The sequence below is a fragment of the Streptomyces sp. BRA346 genome (genome assembly GCF_052851135.1).
On the sequence record NZ_JAIWIH010000050.1, the window covers coordinates 66,192 to 83,639 of the forward strand.

18 protein-coding genes are annotated in these 17,448 nt (G+C 69.5%); 6 read left to right on the forward strand and 12 right to left on the reverse strand.

Annotated elements, in window-relative coordinates; translation table 11 throughout:
- Positions 1 to 10: 10 nt before the first annotated feature.
- The 6 genes from LCH29_RS39140 to LCH29_RS39165 all read right to left on the reverse strand — a co-directional run bounded on the left by LCH29_RS39140 (position 11) and on the right by LCH29_RS39165 (position 7,551).
- Positions 11 to 1,042, reverse strand: a complete 1,032-nt coding sequence (locus LCH29_RS39140) for a BMP family lipoprotein (protein WP_446466437.1) — start codon at positions 1,040 to 1,042, stop codon at positions 11 to 13.
- A gap of 134 nt (positions 1,043 to 1,176) precedes the next feature.
- Entirely contained in the window at positions 1,177 to 2,409 is a 1,233-nt protein-coding gene (locus tag LCH29_RS39145) for an amidohydrolase (protein WP_446466458.1), read from the reverse strand.
- 194 nt (positions 2,410 to 2,603) lie between these two features.
- The gene (locus LCH29_RS39150; RefSeq protein WP_446466459.1) at positions 2,604 to 3,719 is read right to left on the reverse strand and encodes a hypothetical protein; all 1,116 of its coding nucleotides are present in this window, start codon (positions 3,717 to 3,719) and stop codon (positions 2,604 to 2,606) included.
- A gap of 167 nt (positions 3,720 to 3,886) precedes the next feature.
- Positions 3,887 to 4,819, reverse strand: a complete 933-nt coding sequence (locus tag LCH29_RS39155; RefSeq protein WP_009717215.1) for an N-acetylneuraminate synthase family protein — start codon at positions 4,817 to 4,819, stop codon at positions 3,887 to 3,889.
- Positions 4,820 to 6,019, reverse strand: coding sequence for a cytidylyltransferase domain-containing protein (locus tag LCH29_RS39160; RefSeq protein ID WP_446466438.1), 1,200 nt, complete (start codon positions 6,017 to 6,019; stop codon positions 4,820 to 4,822).
- Positions 6,020 to 6,144: 125 nt separating this feature from the next.
- Positions 6,145 to 7,551 carry a DUF6716 putative glycosyltransferase gene (locus LCH29_RS39165; RefSeq protein WP_446466439.1) on the reverse strand — a complete coding sequence of 469 codons (1,407 nt, stop codon included), beginning with the start codon at positions 7,549 to 7,551 and terminating at the stop codon, positions 6,145 to 6,147.
- Positions 7,552 to 7,738: 187 nt separating this feature from the next.
- Here LCH29_RS39165 and LCH29_RS39170 point away from each other — a divergent pair, with 187 nt between their 5' ends.
- From LCH29_RS39170 to LCH29_RS39180, 3 genes are all read left to right on the forward strand, one after another.
- Complete coding sequence (locus LCH29_RS39170) at positions 7,739 to 8,716, forward strand: glycosyltransferase family 2 protein (protein ID WP_446466440.1); 978 nt, start codon at positions 7,739 to 7,741, stop codon at positions 8,714 to 8,716.
- Positions 8,716 to 10,149, forward strand: coding sequence for a polysialyltransferase family glycosyltransferase (locus LCH29_RS39175; RefSeq protein ID WP_446466441.1), 1,434 nt, complete (start codon positions 8,716 to 8,718; stop codon positions 10,147 to 10,149). The genes LCH29_RS39170 and LCH29_RS39175 overlap by 1 nt, the downstream gene beginning before the upstream one ends.
- A gap of 99 nt (positions 10,150 to 10,248) precedes the next feature.
- Entirely contained in the window at positions 10,249 to 11,442 is a 1,194-nt protein-coding gene (locus LCH29_RS39180; RefSeq protein ID WP_446466442.1) for an acyltransferase family protein, read from the forward strand.
- Positions 11,443 to 11,545: 103 nt separating this feature from the next.
- Here the strand turns inward: LCH29_RS39180 and LCH29_RS39185 are convergent, their stop codons facing one another.
- Positions 11,546 to 11,953: a hypothetical protein gene (locus tag LCH29_RS39185; protein ID WP_446466443.1), complete on the reverse strand. Its 408-nt coding sequence runs from the start codon at positions 11,951 to 11,953 to the stop codon at positions 11,546 to 11,548.
- 291 nt (positions 11,954 to 12,244) lie between these two features.
- On the opposite strand from LCH29_RS39185, the gene LCH29_RS39190 reads away from it, so the two are divergent.
- The gene (locus LCH29_RS39190; protein ID WP_446466444.1) at positions 12,245 to 12,925 is read left to right on the forward strand and encodes an MOSC domain-containing protein; all 681 of its coding nucleotides are present in this window, start codon (positions 12,245 to 12,247) and stop codon (positions 12,923 to 12,925) included.
- On the opposite strand, the gene LCH29_RS39195 is transcribed toward LCH29_RS39190, so the two are convergent.
- Together LCH29_RS39195 and LCH29_RS39200 are read right to left on the reverse strand one after the other, a co-directional pair.
- The gene (locus tag LCH29_RS39195; RefSeq protein WP_446466460.1) at positions 12,894 to 13,562 is read right to left on the reverse strand and encodes a DNA alkylation repair protein; all 669 of its coding nucleotides are present in this window, start codon (positions 13,560 to 13,562) and stop codon (positions 12,894 to 12,896) included. The two genes, LCH29_RS39190 and LCH29_RS39195, sit on opposite strands and share 32 nt — an antisense overlap.
- A 132-nt stretch (positions 13,563 to 13,694) precedes the next feature.
- Positions 13,695 to 14,024: a hypothetical protein gene (locus LCH29_RS39200; protein ID WP_446466445.1), complete on the reverse strand. Its 330-nt coding sequence runs from the start codon at positions 14,022 to 14,024 to the stop codon at positions 13,695 to 13,697.
- A gap of 200 nt (positions 14,025 to 14,224) precedes the next feature.
- Here LCH29_RS39200 and LCH29_RS39205 point away from each other — a divergent pair, with 200 nt between their 5' ends.
- Both LCH29_RS39205 and LCH29_RS39210 read left to right on the forward strand, forming a co-directional pair.
- Positions 14,225 to 15,076, forward strand: coding sequence for a helix-turn-helix domain-containing protein (locus LCH29_RS39205; protein WP_446466446.1), 852 nt, complete (start codon positions 14,225 to 14,227; stop codon positions 15,074 to 15,076).
- 13 nt (positions 15,077 to 15,089) lie between these two features.
- Positions 15,090 to 15,290, forward strand: a complete 201-nt coding sequence (locus LCH29_RS39210; RefSeq protein WP_446466447.1) for a DUF397 domain-containing protein — start codon at positions 15,090 to 15,092, stop codon at positions 15,288 to 15,290.
- A 241-nt stretch (positions 15,291 to 15,531) separates the two neighbouring features.
- Here the strand turns inward: LCH29_RS39210 and LCH29_RS39215 are convergent, their stop codons facing one another.
- The 3 genes from LCH29_RS39215 to LCH29_RS39225 are packed head-to-tail and all read right to left on the reverse strand — an operon-like array spanning position 15,532 to position 17,174.
- Positions 15,532 to 16,386, reverse strand: coding sequence for a helix-turn-helix domain-containing protein (locus LCH29_RS39215; protein ID WP_446466448.1), 855 nt, complete (start codon positions 16,384 to 16,386; stop codon positions 15,532 to 15,534).
- A 25-nt stretch (positions 16,387 to 16,411) separates the two neighbouring features.
- Complete coding sequence (locus tag LCH29_RS39220; RefSeq protein ID WP_446466449.1) at positions 16,412 to 16,939, reverse strand: DUF6879 family protein; 528 nt, start codon at positions 16,937 to 16,939, stop codon at positions 16,412 to 16,414.
- Positions 16,911 to 17,174 (reverse strand): hypothetical protein, encoded by a 264-nt coding sequence (locus tag LCH29_RS39225; protein WP_446466450.1) that lies wholly within the window; start codon positions 17,172 to 17,174, stop codon positions 16,911 to 16,913. Before LCH29_RS39225 ends, LCH29_RS39220 begins: the two co-directional genes overlap by 29 nt.
- Positions 17,175 to 17,448: the final 274 nt, after the last annotated feature.

The following is a 17,448-nucleotide window of genomic DNA, read 5'->3' on the forward strand; positions in this document are numbered from 1 at the left end:
CGGGGACCGGTTACTTGTAGGTGTCCGCGACCTTGATCTTGCCGTCGACGATCTTCTTCTTCGCCGCCTCGATCTTCGGCTTGATGTCGTCGATGAAGCCGCCGGAGTACGAGAGGCCGACGCCGCCGCGCTTGAGGTCGTAGGACTGCACGCCGTGTTCGGACTTCTTGGTCTTGACGACGCTCTTGATGAAGTCGTAGACCGAGCCGTCCACGTTCTTGACCATGGAGGTCAGGATCGAGTTCTTGTACGCGGCCAAGCCCTTGTCGTAGTACTGGTCGCCGTCGACGCCGATCGACCAGGTGCCCTTCTTCTTGCCGGTCGCCTCGATGGCGCCCGCGCCGGAGCCGCCGGCCGCGGAGAAGATCACGTCGACCTTGTTGGAGAGCATGCCCTCGGCGATGTCCTTGCCGCGGTCCGGCATGCCGAAGCCCTTGGGCGAACCGACCTGCACCCACTGGACGTCGAGGGACGCCTTGGGGTTGGTGTCCTTCAGGCCCTGCTGGAAGCCGCCCGCGAACTTCTTGATCAGCGCGCTGTCGGTGCCGCCGATGAAGCCGACCTTGTTGGACTTGGTCTTGAGCCCTGCGGCCACCCCGGCGAGGTACGAGCCCTCGTGCTCGGCGGACACCAGGCTGGCGACGTTCTTGGCGTCGACGACGGAGTCGACGATGCCGAAGTCCGTGTCGGGGTACTTCTTGGCGGCCTTGGCCAGCGAGGGGGTCCAGGCGTAGCCGACGCCGACGACCGGGTTGTAGCCCGCCTCGGCGAGGCTGGACAGCTTGTCGTAGCGGTCGGCGTCGGTGTCGCTGTCCTTCGCGGTCAGCTCCTTGCCCTTGATCTTGAAGTCCTTCAGGGCGCGGTCGTAGCCCTTGGCGGCGGAGTCGTTGAAGGAGTGGTCGCCGCGGCCGCCGACGTCATAGGCGAGGCCCACACCGGCGTCCTTGCTTTCTTCCTGGGAGCTGCTGCCGCAGGCGGTGACGGTCATTGCGAGAGCCGCGGTGGCGATGCCCGCGACAGCTATCGTGGATACCCGGCGCACGAGGGTCCCCTCTGAATCTCGAAGCGCCTCTCTGCGGCGCTGGCTCCGCCGCATCGTAACGCGCGTAGATCCCGGATAAAGGCCCGCTCCGAAGCCGTTATCGGATCGTCGCGAACCTCTCGTGAAGACTGGATCTACAGGACGTTTCGGTCGAGCAAAGCCGCGGCGGTGAACAGCTCGACGCCCACCGCGATGGCGCCCTCGTCCACGTCGAAGTCGCCCGCGTGCAGGTCGCGCCGGGTGGTGTCGCCGACCCTGCGCACGCCGAGCCTGGCCATCGCGCCGGGCACCTTCTCCAGGTACCAGGAGAAGTCCTCGCCGCCGAGGCTCTGTTCGGTGTCCTCGACCGCGTACGAGCCGCGGCGGGCCACCATCGCGTCGCGCAGCAGCTCGGTGGAGGTCGCCTCGTTGACCACCGGCGGGACCCCGCGGATGTAGTTGATCTCCGACTTGGCGCGGTGGAGGGTGGCGATCTCGTCGATCGCGGCGTGCACCAGGTCGGGGGCGGCGTACCAGGCGGGCAGGTCCAGGCAGCGGACCGTCGCGGACAGCTCGGCGTGCTGCGGGATCACGTTGCACGCGTGGCCGGACTCGACCCGGCCCCAGGTGACGGCGAGGCCGGAGCGGGCGTCGACCCGGCGGGCCAGCAGCGCGGGCACCTCGGTGATCACCTTGGCGGTCGCGGTGACCAGGTCGGTGGTGAGGTGGGGGCGGGCGGTGTGGCCGCCGGGGCCGTCGAGGGATACCTCCAGCCGGTCGCAGGCGGAGGTGATGGGGCCGGTGCGCAGCCCGATCCGGCCGACCTCGACCTTGGGGTCGCAGTGCAGGGCGAGGATCCGGCCGACGCCGTCCAGGACGCCGCCGTCGATCGCGTCGGCGGCACCGCCCGGCAGGACCTCCTCGGCGGGCTGGAACAGCAGCCGCACCGGGCGCCGCAGCCGGCCCTCGCGGGCCAGCTCGGCGAGGACCAGACCGGCGCCGAGGACCACGGTGGTGTGGACGTCATGGCCGCAGGCGTGCGCGCGGTCGGCGACCGTCGAGCGGTACGGGACGGTCTTGGTGTCCGGAATCGGCAGGGCGTCGATGTCGCCGCGCAGGGCCAGGGCGGGGAGGACCGCCGATGGGCTGCCCCAGGGGCCGATGTCACACGTGAGGCCGGTGCCACTGGGCAGGACGCGGGGCGTAAGGCCCGCCTTCTCCAGCCGCGCCTTGAGGGCGGCGGTGGTACGGAACTCGCAGTTGCCCAGCTCGGGGTGCATGTGCAAGTCCCGCCGGAAGGCGATCAGTTCGGCGCGCAGCTCATCAGGGAGCGCGCCGGGCAGCCCTGCGTCGGCGGAAGGTGTGGCATCGGTCTCATCGAGGGACATCAATTGCTTCACCCAATGAAGCGTAGAACGACCTTGGGGTGGAGCGAATGTCGATCAACAAAACTTCAACCCGTTCGGGGCGGGAAAGTACCCCGGCCGGTGCATGATCTCCCTAGTCAGGGGGTATAACGGTGGGCTTCTCTGCGAGCGTGTGATCGTTTCGTGAGAAGCGCCACATGGCGTACCCCCTGGCGTCACGACATGGCGAGCGGGGTGTCGGGGGCCGCGGTGGACGGCACCGAGCCGGGCCGCTGGACGTCCCGGGCGGTGTCGGTGACGCCCGACAGGAAGCCCTGGGCGCGCGGGGACGCGTCGCTGGTCAGCCAGGCGGGGTCGACGTCGTACACGGCGACCTTCACCTCGGTGCCCGCGAGCGCGAGCGGCAGGGTGTGCACCACGGTGGACGGGAAGCTCACGATGGTGTGCCCGATCGGGCCGCGGCGCGCTATCAGCTCCAGCGGCAGGTCGGGCCGTACGATCTCCAGCCCCACCTCGTGCGCCACCCGGCTGAGCTTCTCGGCGCTCTCCCGGCGGTGGGCGAAGTAGCGGGTCGCGCCGTGGGCCTCGGCCAGCCCGGCGACCGCCTCCAGGTAGCGCTCCAGGTCGACCACGCCGGTCTCGACCAGCGAGGTGCCGACCAGGTCGGTGCCTCGGGTGAGCCGGGGCGGGCCGAAGCGGGCCCGGGTCCAGGCGAAGTCGTTGGCGGTGACGGTGACCCCGGGGGGCGGTTCGACGGGCATCGAGCTGAACACCTCGACCCGGCGCTTCTCGCCCGGGGTGAGCCTGCGGCGCGCCGTGGCGGAGACCGGCGCGAACGCCATGTCGAGCGCCCCGCGGCTGTTGCCGCGCCGGTGCCAGCGCTCCAGGCGCTCCCCGTTGGCCAGCTGGGAGATGAACTCCATGGTGGCCGTGCCGTCGTCCACCACGATCAGGTCCTTGGCCCGGGTGAGTGTCAGCAGCAGCTGGACGTAGCGGGAGAAGGGGTCCCCGATCACGATCCGGGCCGCCCGGCGCAGCGGTCCGCGCAGCCCGCCGATGGTCTTCAGCGGTGCGCCCGCCCCGCCCCGTGCGTTCTCCCAGCGCACCGTGACGCCCTCGTCGCGTGCCAGCTCGGCCATCCGGCGCAGCTGGCCGCGGGTCATCGGATCGTGCGGGGAGAGCACGACGACGGTGAGGTCGGCGGGCTTGGTTTCCGGCCCCGGGGCGCGCAGAGCGTCCGTGTACGCCCACTCCAGCACGTTGAGGAGCTGCACCGGGCTTTCGACGAAGGCGAGGGTGGTGGCGGACTTCTTCGCGCCGCTCCCGGACATCACACCGTCCACAGTTGCACCGTCCACAGACCTCTCACCGTCCACAGACCTCTCACCGTCCAAGGGCAGGGCCCGGAAGCGGCGGGTGTCCCCCGAGAAATCGAGGGATCCCGCCGCTTCCGGGCGCGGGCCGGTCCGACCGGCCAGGGGCATCACGGAGATGACCCTCAGACCGCGACGGGCTCGCGGTCGGCGGCCTCGGCCTCGGCGACCACACCGGAGACCCGGCGCAGCTTCTTCATCGGGCCCAGCTCGCTCTCGTAGACCTTCTTGACGCCGTCGCCCAGCGACTCCTCGACCACGCGGATGTCACGCACCAGGCGGGCGAGACCCTGCGGCTCGACGGAGGCGGCCTGGTCCGAGCCCCACATGGCGCGGTCCAGGGTGATGTGGCGCTCGACGAACGCGGCACCGAGCGCGACGGCGGCCAGGGTGGTCTGGAGACCGGTCTCGTGGCCGGAGTAGCCGATCGGCACGTTGGGGTACTCGGCCTGGAGCGTGTTGATCACGCGCAGGTTGAGCTCCTCGGCCTTGGCCGGGTACGTGGAGGTGGCGTGGCACAGCAGGATGTTGTCGCTGCCGAGCACCTCCACCGCGTGGCGGATCTGCTTGGGGGTGGACATGCCCGTCGACAGGATGATCGTGCGGCCGGTCGCCCGGAGGGCGCGCAGCAGCTCGTCGTCGGTCAGCGAGGCGGAGGCCACCTTGTGCGCCGGGACGTCGAACTTCTCCAGGAAGGCGACGGCCTCGGTGTCCCACGGGGAGGCGAACCAGTCGATGCCGCGCTTGGTGCAGTGCTCGGAGATGGCGCGGTACTCGTCCTCGCCGAACTCCACGCGGTGGCGGTAGTCGATGTAGGTCATCCGGCCCCAGGGGGTGTCCCGCTCGATGTCCCACTGGTCACGCGGGGTGCAGATCTCCGGGGTTCGCTTCTGGAACTTGACCGCGTCACACCCGGCGTCGGCGGCGGCGTCGATCAGCTTGAACGCGTTCTCCAGGTCGCCGTTGTGGTTGATGCCGATTTCACCGGTGACGTAGACCGGGTTGCCGGGACCGGCGGTCTTCGCGCCGAGGGTGCGGAGGCGAGAGTTGGAGCTCACTTAAGACAGTTCCTTTCCGAGAATCCACGAGGCGATCTCGCGGATCGCGCCGTCTCCTCCGGGGGTGGAGGTGACCGCACGTGCAGCGCCGCGCACGACGTCGTGCGCACCTGCGACCGCCACGGGCCAGCCGACGAGGCCGAAGCACGGGAGGTCATTGACGTCGTTGCCGACGTAGAGCACGCGCTCCGGCGCGATGCCCTGCTCCTCGCACCACTGCTTCAGTGCGAGATCTTTTCGGTCGATGCCGTGGAGCACGGGGACCTGGAGTTTGCGGCCCCGTGCGGCGACGACCGGGTTCTTCTCCGTGGACAGGATCAGCAGTGCCAGCTCCGCTCGGCGCAGGGCGGCGATCCCGAGCCCGTCGCCGCGGTGCACGGCGACGAGTTCGCGTCCTTCGGAATCGATCAGCACCCTGTCGTCGGTCTGGGTGCCGTCGAAGTCGAGTACCACCGCGTCGATGTCGTCGCGGGTGGGGAGGGCGCCCGGGCGCTCCGCGTCCAGCAGCGGGGCGAGGGCGCGGGCGCGGGCCAGGTCGTGGGGGTCGTCGACCTCCAGCACCCGGGCGGCGTCGGTGCGCACCAGCTCGGTGCGGCCGAAGAAGCGGTGCCCGGCCTCGCGGAAGCCGCGCGCGTCCATGGCGTAGGCGGCGCCGGTCTCCAGGAAGTCCTGGGGGCGGTCCTGGCGGCGCGGGCGGTACGACTTGTCGTGGTTGACGCCGTCGCCTCCGTCCGCCGCAGGGTCGTCGCCCTCGCGCCAGACGAAGCCGTGGAACGGGGCCACGGTCAGCGCGCTGTCCGCGCCCTTCTCGGCGACCGCCCCGGCCACCCCGTCGATGTCCTCGCGGACGATGAACGGGCTGGTGCACTGCACCAGGAGCACGACGTCCACGGGGATGCCGTGCATCGCCTCGTACGCGTCCATCGCGTGGATGACCGCGGCCTCGCTGGTGGCGGTGTCGCCCGCGATGTCGGTGGGCCGCTGGATGACCACGGCGCCCGCGCCGCGCGCCGCCGCGGCGATGCCCGCGTCGTCGGTGGACACGGCCACGTCGGTCACCAGGCGGGAGGCCCGGCACTCCATGACGGCGCGGGCGACCAGCGGCACACCCCCGACGGCGGCGAGGTTCTTGGCGGGCACGCCCTTCGACCCGCCGCGGGCGGGGATCACGGCGAGCACACGGGGGCTCGATGCGGGCATGGCGGCTCCTTCGGGGGATTCGGTAGTGGCAGTCACACCGCCTGCTTCGTTCGCTTCTCCGCCCGCGCGGCGCAGAGGTGCGGGCATCGCGGTCATCTGCGGCCCGGCGGCCGCGCGCACGTCGCTCACAGCTCCCCCATCCGCCGGATGACCGGGGCCACGCGCTGGACGCCATGCCGGTAGGCGCCGCGCGCCGCGTCCCGCATGGTGTTGCGTACGACCCGCCGCAATCCGCTGACCTCGGCCTCGTCCGCGGAAGCCGCGCCCGGGCGGGGGCGGCCGTCCGGCTCGAAGCCGTACCGCTCGAGGATTCGGGGCAGATAGCCGGGCGCGGTGGCCCGGGTGTAGTAGGGGGCGAGCGCCGGGAGGGCAACGGCTGTGGCCAGGGCGGAGACCTTGTGCCGGGCGGCGTCGAACGCGGTCTCGTACGACCCGTCGGCGGCCACGCCCTGGCGGGCGAGCCACTCCGGATCGGGCTCGGGCCGGTATCCGGCGTCCAGCTCGTCCCACGAGGCCAGACAGCCGGAGCCCAGGAAGTGGTGGTTGCCCAGCGGCTCGCGGATCCCGAGATCGGTGAGGATCGCGGTCGGGATGGAGCGGTGCAGGGACTCCAGGGCGGCCGTGGAGCTGATGGTGACCAGCAGGTCGGTGGTGTCCAGGACCTCGCCCATGTTCCCGTACGCGAGGCGGAAGTTGGGCGGCAGCCCGTCACCGAACTTGGCGATCAGCTTCTGGTACGGCAGTTCCTCGATGTGCGTGGTGTGCTCGCCCGGCTTGGAGCGCAGCTTGACCACGACCTCGCGGTCCGGGTGGCGGCGGGCGTGGTCGACGGCCCGGCGCAGCAGGTACGTACGGTCGGCGCGGTTGTCCGGGACGGACGGCTGGACGGCGAACACCACCGTGCCGCCGGGGTACTTCCGCCCCTGCCGGGCCTTCTCGTCGTAGCGGGCGCCGCCGAGGAAGGGCAGCGCGCATTCGGTGACGCTGTCCCCCGTGGTGCCGACGCCCGTGTACACCTCGCGGAACCGGTCCGCGTCATGGCGGGAGTTGGCGAGCACCACATCGGCGCCGTGCCGCAGCAGCAGGCCGTCGGCGAGCTTCTCGTAGACGACGCCCACGTAGCCGGTGACGATCACCGGGCGGCGGGTGGCGCCCTGCCAGGCGTGCGCGAGTCCGTGCAGCATGGCCTGGACGCCGCCGCCCACCAGGGACAGCACGATCACGTCGTACCGCTCGCGGTCCATGGACCGGACGAATTCGATGCCCGTCACTTCGCGCAGCGAGTCCGTGCGCACCCCGACCTCGGCCAGCTGCCGGACGGTCGGCGTGGCGCGGCCGCGCAGCAGGTAGCCGTCCAGGCGTCGGCCCGAACCCGCTGAACCTGCTGAAGCCGCGGAACCCGCTGAGCCCGCGTCCGATGAATCCGAGCTGTCGGGGACGAGACGCTGCGCTGTGAGCGCGCCCCATTTCCACCGGGTGTCGGAGTCGGCGAGCACGGCTACTCGCACGGGGGATTTGATACGTGAGGACACGTGGGAGACGCTAGGAAGGGATTCCGATTCACGGCCCAACGCAGAAGCAACAAAGGGTTAACAGCGCGTCGACGAATGGCGAATCGGCTGGCAGGAGCGGCGGGTTAACCGTTCCGACGTACTTCGTTCACCTTGATGTACACCTGCGGTCAAGACGAATGCCGCCTGGCGACCTAGCGTCACCCGCGTGGTTAAGCTCTCCGTCATCGTGCCGTTCTACAACGTGCAGACCTATGCCCCTGACACGCTCAGAAGTCTTCGTGCGAACGCGCGTGAGGACTTCGAATTCATTCTCGTCGACGACCATGCGACCGACGGGACACCGGAGATCCTCGAGCGCGCCGAGCGCGAGCTTCCGGGGGCCGTCTACATCCGTCATGAGCAGAACGGCGGGCTCGCCACCGCGCGCAACACCGGCCTGGACGCGGCCAACGGCGAGTACATCACCTTCCTGGACGGCGACGACTGGCTCGCGCCCGGTTATTACGAGCAGCTGCTCGCGGCCATCGAGGACCTGGGGTGCGACTTCGTACGCACCGACCACGTCCAGTGCACCGGCCGCAAGCGCTCGGTCACCCGGGTGCCGCACGGTCTGCGGAACCAGGTGATGAACCCGCGGGACGTGATCCTCCCCGCCGACCGCTCCACCTCGGTCGACTACGCCTTCGCCTGGGCCGGCATGTACCACCGCCGCCTCGCCGACGAGGGGCTTCTCCACTTCACCCACGGGCTGCGCACCGCCGAGGACCGGCCCTGGATCTGGCGGCTGCACCGCGAGGCGCGCAGCTTCGCCGCCCTCGGCATGCACGGCGTCTTCTACCGGCGCGGTGTCTCCTCCTCGCTCACCCAGATCGGCGATGTGCGGCAGCTCGACTTCATCCGCGCGTTCGACCAGGTCATCGAGGAAACGGCGCGGGACCGCGACGCGGACACCCTGCTGCCGAAGGCCGTGCGCACCTATTGCGCGATCATTTCCCACCATCTCGGAAACATCGAACGCTTCGAGCCGCAGGTGGCCCGCAAGCTGCGTTCGATGTCGGCGGCTGCGCTGAAGCGCATGCCCCAGGACGTACTGAAGGACGCGCTGGATTCCATGGACTACGAGCGTGCCGCGCGGCTGCGGCGACTGAAGCGCCGCGGCGCGGGTACGGAGGTGGCGGCCTGATGTCCGCGACCCCGACGTACACCCCGCGCGGCGAACGCAAGCGCACCCAGATCTTCATGGCCTCCACCCTGTACGGGGCGGCCACCCTCGCCGCCGCGATCGACGCGGGCAGCGTCGGCCCGGCCGACCGCAGGCTGCTGCTGGTCAGCAACAACGCCGCGACGCCGGAGACCACGCCCGCCGTCGACGACATGCCGGGCTTCGAGCGGCTGCGGCCGCGCTTCGACCGGGTGCTGTCCTGGAACGAGACCATCAGCCCCTTCCACCCCGGCGGCTGGGGCCCGCGCCAGGACGACGCCCCGCTGTGGGAGCGCCATCTGCGGCTGCTGTGGAACCTGGGCGAGGACGACGTCGAGCTGGTCCTGGAGTCCATCCAGGTCAACCCGGCGATGGCGATCGCCCAGGTGTTCCAGGGCGCGCCCATCGACGTCTACGCGGACGGGCTGATGAGCTACGGCCCGACCCGTAACAAGCTCCACCCGCTGGTCGGCACCCGCATCCGCCGGCTGCTCCACCTCGACCTGGTGCCGGGGCTGAAGCCGCTGCTGCTCACCGAGTTCGAGGTGCCCGCCGAGGTGCTGCCGACCGAGACGTTCACCAAGGTGCTCGCCGAGATCGGCGAGGCCGCCCCGCGCACCGTCGCCTCCGCGGCTGCTTCTTCGACCGAGCGTGTCGGCACCGGCACCGGGCCCGCCCTGATGCTGGGTCAGTACCTGTCCGCGCTGGACATCCTCACTCCGGAGGAGGAGGAAGAGCTGCATGTGCGGATGCTGCGGGGCGCGGTGGCGCTCGGCCACCGCACCGTCGTCTTCAAACCGCACCCCACCGCCCCGGCGCGCTGGTCGCGGATGCTGGAGAAGAAGGCCGCCGAGCTGGGTGCGGAGCTGACCGTCATGGACACCCCGGTCCTCGCCGAGGTGCTCTACCAGCGGATGGAACCGGGCCTGGTCATCGGCTGCTTCTCCACCGCGCTGCTCACGGCGAGCGTCTTCTACGGGCTGCCGGTGGCGAGGATCGGCACCGACGCGCTGCTGGAGCGGCTCACCCCGTACCAGAACAGCAACCGGATGCCCGTCACCATCGTGGACGCGCTGCTGCCGGACCTGGAGGACCACAAGGCGGTGGCCGCCGGTGCGAGTGCGGTGGACGAGCGGTCGGGCCAGAAGCTGACCGGGCTGGTCTCCGCCGTCGGCTTCTGCATGCAGGCGAAGATCTACCCCGGTCTGCGGCCCGCCGCGGAGCGCTACCTCGCCGCGCATCTGGACGCCCACACCTGGCGCTACTTCAAGCGCCGCCGACTGACCGCGCTCGCCCTGCCCGGGGCGGTCCCGTCCCAGCTCGGCTTCATCCCGCGCAACGAGACGGTGCGGCGGGTCGCGCGCCGGGCGCGGGCGCTGAAGAAGGCCGCGCTGAAGAAGACCGCGACGGGCTGACCGCTTTCGTTTTCATGACTCGTTCTCACGAAGGAGCAACGGCGTGACCGCCGACCACGGGGCAAGCCACATACGCACCGGCGCCTCGGGGGTGGCGTCATGACCGCGGGCGCACCGCCCGCACCCGAAGCGGGCCCGATATCCCCTGCGGTGACGTTGCCGTCGCAACGCGAAGCGGGCCAGCCCGAGCCGGGGCAGGGCCCGGGCCAGCCGGTCCCGGGCCGCAAGGGGCAGCCGGTGCGGCTGCGCGCCCTGGACGGGCTGCGGCTGCTGGCCGCGCTCATGGTCGCCGCGTACCACTACGGCGGCCGCGACGGCGAGATCGCCCAGGCGTGGGGCGCCTCCCCGCGCGAGATCTTCCCCACCGTCTCGCCGTACTTCTCGTACGGCTGCCTCGGCGTCCAGATCTTCTTCGTCATCAGCGGCTTCGTCATCTGCATGAGCGGCTGGGGGCGCCCGCTGCGCTCCTTCTTCGCCTCCCGCGTCTCCCGGCTCTTCCCCGCCTACTGGGCGGCGATCCTGCTGGTCACCGCCGTCTTCGCGCTCCCCTGGGTGGCGTTCGAGACGGTCTCGCCGAGCGACACCCTGGTCAACCTGACCATGCTCCAGCAACCGCTGGGCGCCGACCGGGTCCTCGGCGTGTGCTGGACCCTCTGGGCGGAGCTGCGGTTCTACGCCCTCTTCGCGCTCTTCGTCGTCCTGCCGGGCGCCAGCCGCCAGCGCGTCGTCCTGTTCTGCGCGGTGTGGACGCTGGCCGCGGCCCTCACCGACGCGGCCGACCAGCCCCTGCTGGACCTCATCCTGATGCCGAACTACGCCCCGTACTTCATCGGCGGCATCGGCCTCTACCTGATCCACCGCTACGGCCACGACGCCACCGCGTGGGGCATCGTCGCCCTCAGCTTCCTCATCGGCCAGCACTACGCGGTCGCCGAACTCTGGCACCGCCCCAACCCGGACTTCTTCTCCTACCGCTCCACCCTCGGCATCGTCGCGATCGTCGCCTTCGGCTACCTCGCCGTCGCCCTGGTCGCGCTGGGCAAGCTGAACTGGGCCAACTGGCGCTGGCTGACGGTCGCGGGCGCGCTGACGTACCCCTTCTACCTGGTCCACGAACACCTGGGCTGGGTCGTCGTCCAGCACCTCCACCGCACCCTGGGCATCCCGGCGTACGGGACCTTCCCCCTCACCATCCTGCTGATGCTGACCCTGGCGTGGCTGCTCTACCGCTTCGTGGAACAGCGCCTCACGCCCGTGCTGAAACGCTCCCTCTCGGCGGCCAAGGTGCGGTGACCGCGCGGTCGCCGCACCCCCGTGAACGCGGAAAGGGCCGTTCCTCATGGCACGATGCCAGGAGGAACGGCCCCGTCTTCCTACGCTTACGTGTACGCCTACATCAGAGATCCACGATCTGGCTGGCGCAGTCGCCGAACGGACGGCTGGACTCGGTGTAGTACTTGCCGTGCGGCGGCGACTTGACGGTCGGCTGCAACCGCTGGCCGTCATTGCGGCCCTTGACCTGCGCGACCTCCTCGTCCGGCGCCCACGGCACGTAGCGGTAGATCGTGACGATCACCTCTTCCTGGCCGTTCCCGGTACGCGAACTGATCCCGGAGACCAGGCCACTGCCGTCCTCGTGCCAGCCCGGCGGGTACACCGACGTGACGTCCGCACCCTCCCCGCACGTGACCGGTGCCGCCGCCCCGACGTCCGCCTGGGACGCGGCCGAACTCATTCCGGTGCTGCCGAGCACCAGGGCGGTGGTGGCCGTGGCCAGCAGCGCCCCGCGTACGAGCCTTTTCATCCTCATTCCCCGTTTCCGCGCCCCGGGGCCTCGCCCCCGGGCGCGTGTCGGATGTGCATCGCGCCTCAACCGTAGGCAATGGGCCGGAAACGGATAACCACATGACAAACATCCGCACTTCGGGGTCACAAACCGGGCACAACCACTAATCCGGCCTTCCACATCCCCCAAGTCGGGTCAGGCCGCCCAGGGAGGGATCCAGCCGGACCGGCCCGGAATCGCTCCACCCCGGCGGCCCGGTGCGCTGAAAATACGTCGCTTCAGGGCCCGGCGGTCCCTACCGTCACCCCCATGAAGCTGCTCTCCGTGAACGTCGGCAAGCCGCGGCCCAACCCGTGGAAGGGCCTCGGCGCGACGGGCATCGACAAGCGCCCCGTCGACGGCCCGGTCACCGTCACCGCCCCCGGCCCCAAGGGCACGGGGGCGGTCGGCCTCGACGGCGACCGGGCGTACGACGTCAAGCACCACGGCGGCCCCGACCAGGCCGTCTACGCCTACGCCCGCGAAGACCTCGACGGCTGGGAGACCGAGCTTCGCACTCCTCTGAAGAACGGCGTCTTCGGCGAGAACCTCACCACCCTCGGCATCGACGTCAACGCCGCCCTCATCGGCGAGCGCTGGCACATCGGCCCCGATGTGGTCCTGGAGGTGTCCTGCCCCCGCATCCCCTGCGCCACCTTCCAGGGCTGGCTGCAACGCGAGGGCTGGATCAAACGCTTCACCCAAGCCGCCCTGCCGGGCGCCTACCTCCGCGTCCTCGCCCCCGGCGCCATACGCCCCGGCGACCCGATCGAGATCGCCCACCGACCCGCCCACGACGTGACCATAGCTTTGGCCTTCCGCGCCCTGACCCGCGAAGCCGCCCTCCTCCCCCGGCTGCTGGCCGCGGACGCGCTGCCGGAGGAAATCAAGCTGCTGATCCGCAAACGCACGACCACGGTCACTGCTGCTGCCGACGCACCATCTCCGTGATCCAGATCGGCGCGAACGGCGACGTGCAGCCCGGGGGCGTCGGATAGTCCTTGAGCACCCCTAGCCGCTCACCGATGCCGATCGCCCGGGTGCGGTGCTGGGCGTGCTCGATCCCGATCTGCGCCAGGCAGTGGTTCATCGCCCACTGCAAGCGCTCCGGGGCGTCCTTCATCTCCGCCTCGATGACATCGAGCAGTCGGGTGAGGTCGAGGCCCTCGGGCCGCTTCGCCACCCGTTCGGTGGTGAGCGCCCAGCCCGCACTCGCGACCACGGGATCCGGATCTTCTGACCAGGCCGAGCGCAGCTCCTCGGCGTGCGCGTTCTTCTTCACCACGTAGTTCACGAGCCAGTCGTGCACCTTGGGCGTACGCGCCTCGCGCAGCATGACGTCCAGCTCGTCCCGCCCGAACGCCTTCGGGCGGCAGATCAGCAGCGCCAGTAGTCGCGCCGCGGTGTCCTCCGTACTCCAGAGCTCACGCGCCAGCTCCTGCTGCGTCTTCAGCCGCTTCGCGAGCGCGCGCAGCTTGCTGAGGTTCACACCGTGATCGTCGCCGTGCTTCTCGTTCACCGCGCGCGTCTTCGGATCCTCGAGCCGGGCCAGCTCGTCCATCACCTCGGTCAGCGTCGTCCCGGCCACCTCAGCCACCTTGGTCTCCTGTCCCTCAGGCGCGCGTCTCAGCCTACGGCTGAAGTCGGCCTTCTGCCGTAGATCAGCCCGTGAGCTGGGACCGGCAACCCCGTGGGCCGCCCCACGCAGCCGACGCATAGATCAGGCCGCCAGGCCGGGGTCGAGTGAGGCCGCCGTGGACGGCGCGAGCCACACGAGCTGCGCGGTGACCGCACCCCGCGAGAACCACGCCTCCACCCGCTCGGGCGAGGAGAGCACCAACCGCTGCCCAGGCCCGACCACTTCGGTACGCCCATCGTCGTACGCCATGCCCCACGCCGCGATCTCCACGTCCACCTCGTCGGTGTCCTCGTAGGGGTGGATGCGCGCCACGGCGAAGAGGCGCGGCGCGGTGGTGAGGGCGAGAGCGCGAAGCTCTTTGCCGAGGTCGAACGGCTCAGCCGGGGTTTCCTGCGACGGCACAGCGGTCATTGCGTGGCTCCTTACCGAGAGGTGCAGTTGGCCAGGCCCAGGGCGTGCGTGGTTGGCGACCACAGCCGCACCGAAGTGGCCTGCCTCACAGCATAGGGCAGTGACTAGAAGGGTTTCTATTCTCTTATAGATGATCTTCTAGATGCAACGGGAGGGACTTTCGCGGCACACTGTGCCCAGGCGCGAGAAGGAGAGGCCGGATGCCACCAAGGGACGCACTGACCGTCCGTCAGCGCCGCCTGGGAGCCGAGCTACGGAAGTTGCGCGAACGCGCGGGGCTGACCTCCACCGCGGCGGCAGTGAACAACGGGGTCAACCAGGCACGGATCAGCAACCTCGAAGCGGGGCGCTATGCCGTGAGCGCCGAGCGCGTGCGCACACTCGCGCGTAGCTACGACGCCGCAGATCAAGCGTTGATCGACGCGCTCGCCGCCATGGCTGGACGACGCGAACGCCACTGGTGGGAGGAGTACCGCGAAGTCCTGCCCACGGTCATGCTCGACATCGCCGAACTGGAGCAGGAAGCCTCGGGCTTGCGCGTCGCCTTGGCGGTCCACATGCCCGGACTGCTCCAGACCGTGGATCACGCCCGCGCTCTCTACCGCGAAACCGTCCCGGCCCTGGAACCGTACGAGGTGGAGCACCGGGTCGCCTTCCGCATCCGCAGACAAGGAGTCCTCCACGGCAAGCGGCCGATGCCGTACAAGGTCATCATTCACGAGGCCGCTCTGCGATTGGGCTGCGGCGGGCCGACGATCGCCCGGGCGCAGCTGGAGCACCTGATGGAAATGAGCGAGCGCGAGAACATCACCGTGCTCGTGATCCCCTTCGGCAGTGGACCATTCCCCGGCTCCGGCCAGCCGATCGACTACGTATATGGCCCGGTGCCCCAGCTCGATACGGTGACATTGGATACCGATCACGGCTGTGAATTCCTGGACGCCGAAGCACAGTTGACGAAGTACCGGTCCGTCCTGGACCGCCTGGAGGAGACCGCGCTCACCCCGAAAGCGTCACGGGACCTGATGCGCCGTGTCGCGCTCGACACCTGAGAGGGGAACGTACGTGTCTGAACGTCACTGGCGGAAGTCGTCCTACAGCGTGGAGGGATCCAACTGCCTCTTCGTCGGCGTGGGAAAGCGCGACGCGATAGTGCTCCGCGAGAGCGAGCACCCCGAGGTCTTGCTCTCGACCACCCGAGCGCCCCTGAGAGCCTTCATACGCGCCGCAAAGGCCGGCCAGTTTGATCACGTCGCCGACGCCTGATGTGGGAGTCACGGACGTTCGCTGGTTCGTAGGCCGTCCTGCCGCCTTGGTACCTAGACCGGTTCGCCGATCCATTCAAGACGGCGAAGACGGCCATCTAAGGCCGCCGAGCTCGGCCTCCCGGAGATTCCCAGTCGCCGATCGATGTGCCCGCTGGACTTCCTCAATTCCCTCCCCGCCCCTGTCGCACGGGGCCCGTCTTGACTCTGGGCCAGGCGGGGGGCTTTTGTCGCGCCCGGGGTCAGTACCGGGCCTCGATTGCCTTCAGGATCAACGCCCGCGCCTCCGCCCCGTACACGGCCATGTCGCGCAACTGCTCGAACACCTTCAGGTACAGGGCGATCTCGGAAGGCTGGGTAATGTTGACCTCCGCCGAGACGAACTCCACTGACACGAGGGCGTCGTCATACACGTGGAACGTCTCGACCGGCCACTGCCGCCGCTCCCGTGTGGCCATGGGGATGATGCCCAGCGAAACCTGGGGCAGTGCGCCGGCGGTGAGCAGATAGCCAAGCTGTGCCGCCATCGCGTCCCCGTCGCCCAACTGGGCGTATAGGACTGCCTCCTCTATGAGCATCACGAACCGATGGCCTCGCTCATGAATGATGTGGGACCGCTCAACGCGCGCGGCTGCGGCCTCGACGCCATCGTTGAACGGGATGCCGCGAAAGTCTGCGATGTTGCTCAGGAGCGCGGCCGCATACCCCTCGGTCTGCAACAGCCCCGGGACCATCGTCGAGGAGTAGATGCGGAACAGCTCGGTGTTGTGGAAGAGCTGCACCGCGCCGTCCTGTAGTTGTTTCATCCCTCGGAGGACCTGGTGCCGCCACTCCGTGTACATCGACTCGGCGTGCAGGGACTGGGCAATGAGATCTTCCGCCTGATCGCTTGCCGCGCAGGCGTTCGTCCATGCGCGGATGTCCTTTGCTGACGGACCGGTCTGGGCGTTCTCGATGCGGGAGGTCTTGGAGTGGTGCCAGTCGCACCGGTTGGCCAGCTCGACGACCGTCAGCCCGGCGCTCTTGCGGAGGTCGCGAAGCCTCCGCGCGACGACTGCGCGTGCGGCTTGGGCGGACGAGGACGGGGAGATGGGCATGAGCTGGCCTGTCCGGTGCGCGCTGTCAGTGGATGTCGTACTGGTCGTGCGGAGTGGCGCGTGTCCACACCGTGTCGAATGCTTCGGCACACAGCTTGGCTGCGGCCGGGTCGTCGGTGATCTCCTCGCCGGTCCACGATCCGTCACCGGCGAAGTGATTCCAGTGGATCCACTGGCCGTCGAACAGCCAGAAGTCGTTGCCCGGCAACGCGATGTCGGAGGCCAGTCGGCGAGGCAGCCACCGTACGTGTTCGCCAGCCGCGACGTTCGTGAACGTGCCGTCGTACAGGAAACGGGTGTACTCGCTGACCGGCTCGGACACGATACGGGCCCGGCGCACCACGATGCCGCGGCTCACGGTCTCCTGGATCAAGTCGAGCCACGGACGCCACCAGGACGCACGGTCCGCCGGGTCGTGGCGGAAACCGTTCCTCCACGCGGCGAACGGGCCCTCTTCGTAGTCGACGGCGTAGGCGTCGCGCATCTCCAGGTGCACGGCAGAGCGTGTGCAGTTGGCGATCAGCTCATCGAATGTCGGCGCGCTCGACGGCATCACAAGCCTCCCTGATCATGTGCACCATCCTGGCGGGGATACGGATCACGGCCTCGTTCTCCGGGATGCCCTTGGCGTGGCCCGGCGCCTCGAACGCGGCGCATTGTGCTTCAAGCTCGGGGCCGGGCTTCCAGCCCTGGAAGACGAGTTCCTGTTTCGCCTGGTCAACCCACACCGTAGGACTCTGTTTGTCCCCGGTGTTGGGGTCGATGCCGATGAACACGAGCGACGACATGACCGCCTCCATCAATGAGTTGTGCAGTTGTGTGCACCACAGTCATTCGCAGTGAGTAGGTAGTCAAGAGAGCGAGCAGCATGCCACCCGTCCGGGGACACCTGGTGCACAGATCTGCACATCGCTGGAGATGCCATACGCCGCGTTCCTAGCGTCGAGGCATGGCCCCTTCTCCCCCGTTATGTTTTCCGCGGCTCCGCAACGGGGCCGCTGGCCTCCGGGCCCGGCATGACTGTTGCCCCCTGTCGAAGGCATGACCTGGGGGGTGGTGTTC

Excerpts from the sequence above, each read along its gene's own strand:
- LCH29_RS39220 (WP_446466449.1), bottom strand. The coding sequence starts at position 16,939 with ATGCCGTCGAGCGCGCCGACATTCGATGAGCTGATCGCCAACTGCACA.
- LCH29_RS39160 (WP_446466438.1), bottom strand. The coding sequence starts at position 6,019 with ATGCCCGCATCGAGCCCCCGTGTGCTCGCCGTGATCCCCGCCCGCGGC.
- LCH29_RS39150 (WP_446466459.1), bottom strand. The coding sequence starts at position 3,719 with ATGTCCGGGAGCGGCGCGAAGAAGTCCGCCACCACCCTCGCCTTCGTC.
- LCH29_RS39190 (WP_446466444.1), top strand. The coding sequence starts at position 12,245 with ATGAAGCTGCTCTCCGTGAACGTCGGCAAGCCGCGGCCCAACCCGTGG.
- LCH29_RS39215 (WP_446466448.1), bottom strand. The coding sequence starts at position 16,386 with ATGCCCATCTCCCCGTCCTCGTCCGCCCAAGCCGCACGCGCAGTCGTC.
- LCH29_RS39185 (WP_446466443.1), bottom strand. The coding sequence starts at position 11,953 with ATGAAAAGGCTCGTACGCGGGGCGCTGCTGGCCACGGCCACCACCGCC.
- LCH29_RS39145 (WP_446466458.1), bottom strand. The coding sequence starts at position 2,409 with ATGTCCCTCGATGAGACCGATGCCACACCTTCCGCCGACGCAGGGCTG.
- LCH29_RS39175 (WP_446466441.1), top strand. The coding sequence starts at position 8,716 with ATGTCCGCGACCCCGACGTACACCCCGCGCGGCGAACGCAAGCGCACC.
- LCH29_RS39205 (WP_446466446.1), top strand. The coding sequence starts at position 14,225 with ATGCCACCAAGGGACGCACTGACCGTCCGTCAGCGCCGCCTGGGAGCC.
- LCH29_RS39225 (WP_446466450.1), bottom strand. The coding sequence starts at position 17,174 with ATGTCGTCGCTCGTGTTCATCGGCATCGACCCCAACACCGGGGACAAA.
- LCH29_RS39200 (WP_446466445.1), bottom strand. The coding sequence starts at position 14,024 with ATGACCGCTGTGCCGTCGCAGGAAACCCCGGCTGAGCCGTTCGACCTC.
- LCH29_RS39180 (WP_446466442.1), top strand. The coding sequence starts at position 10,249 with ATGACCGCGGGCGCACCGCCCGCACCCGAAGCGGGCCCGATATCCCCT.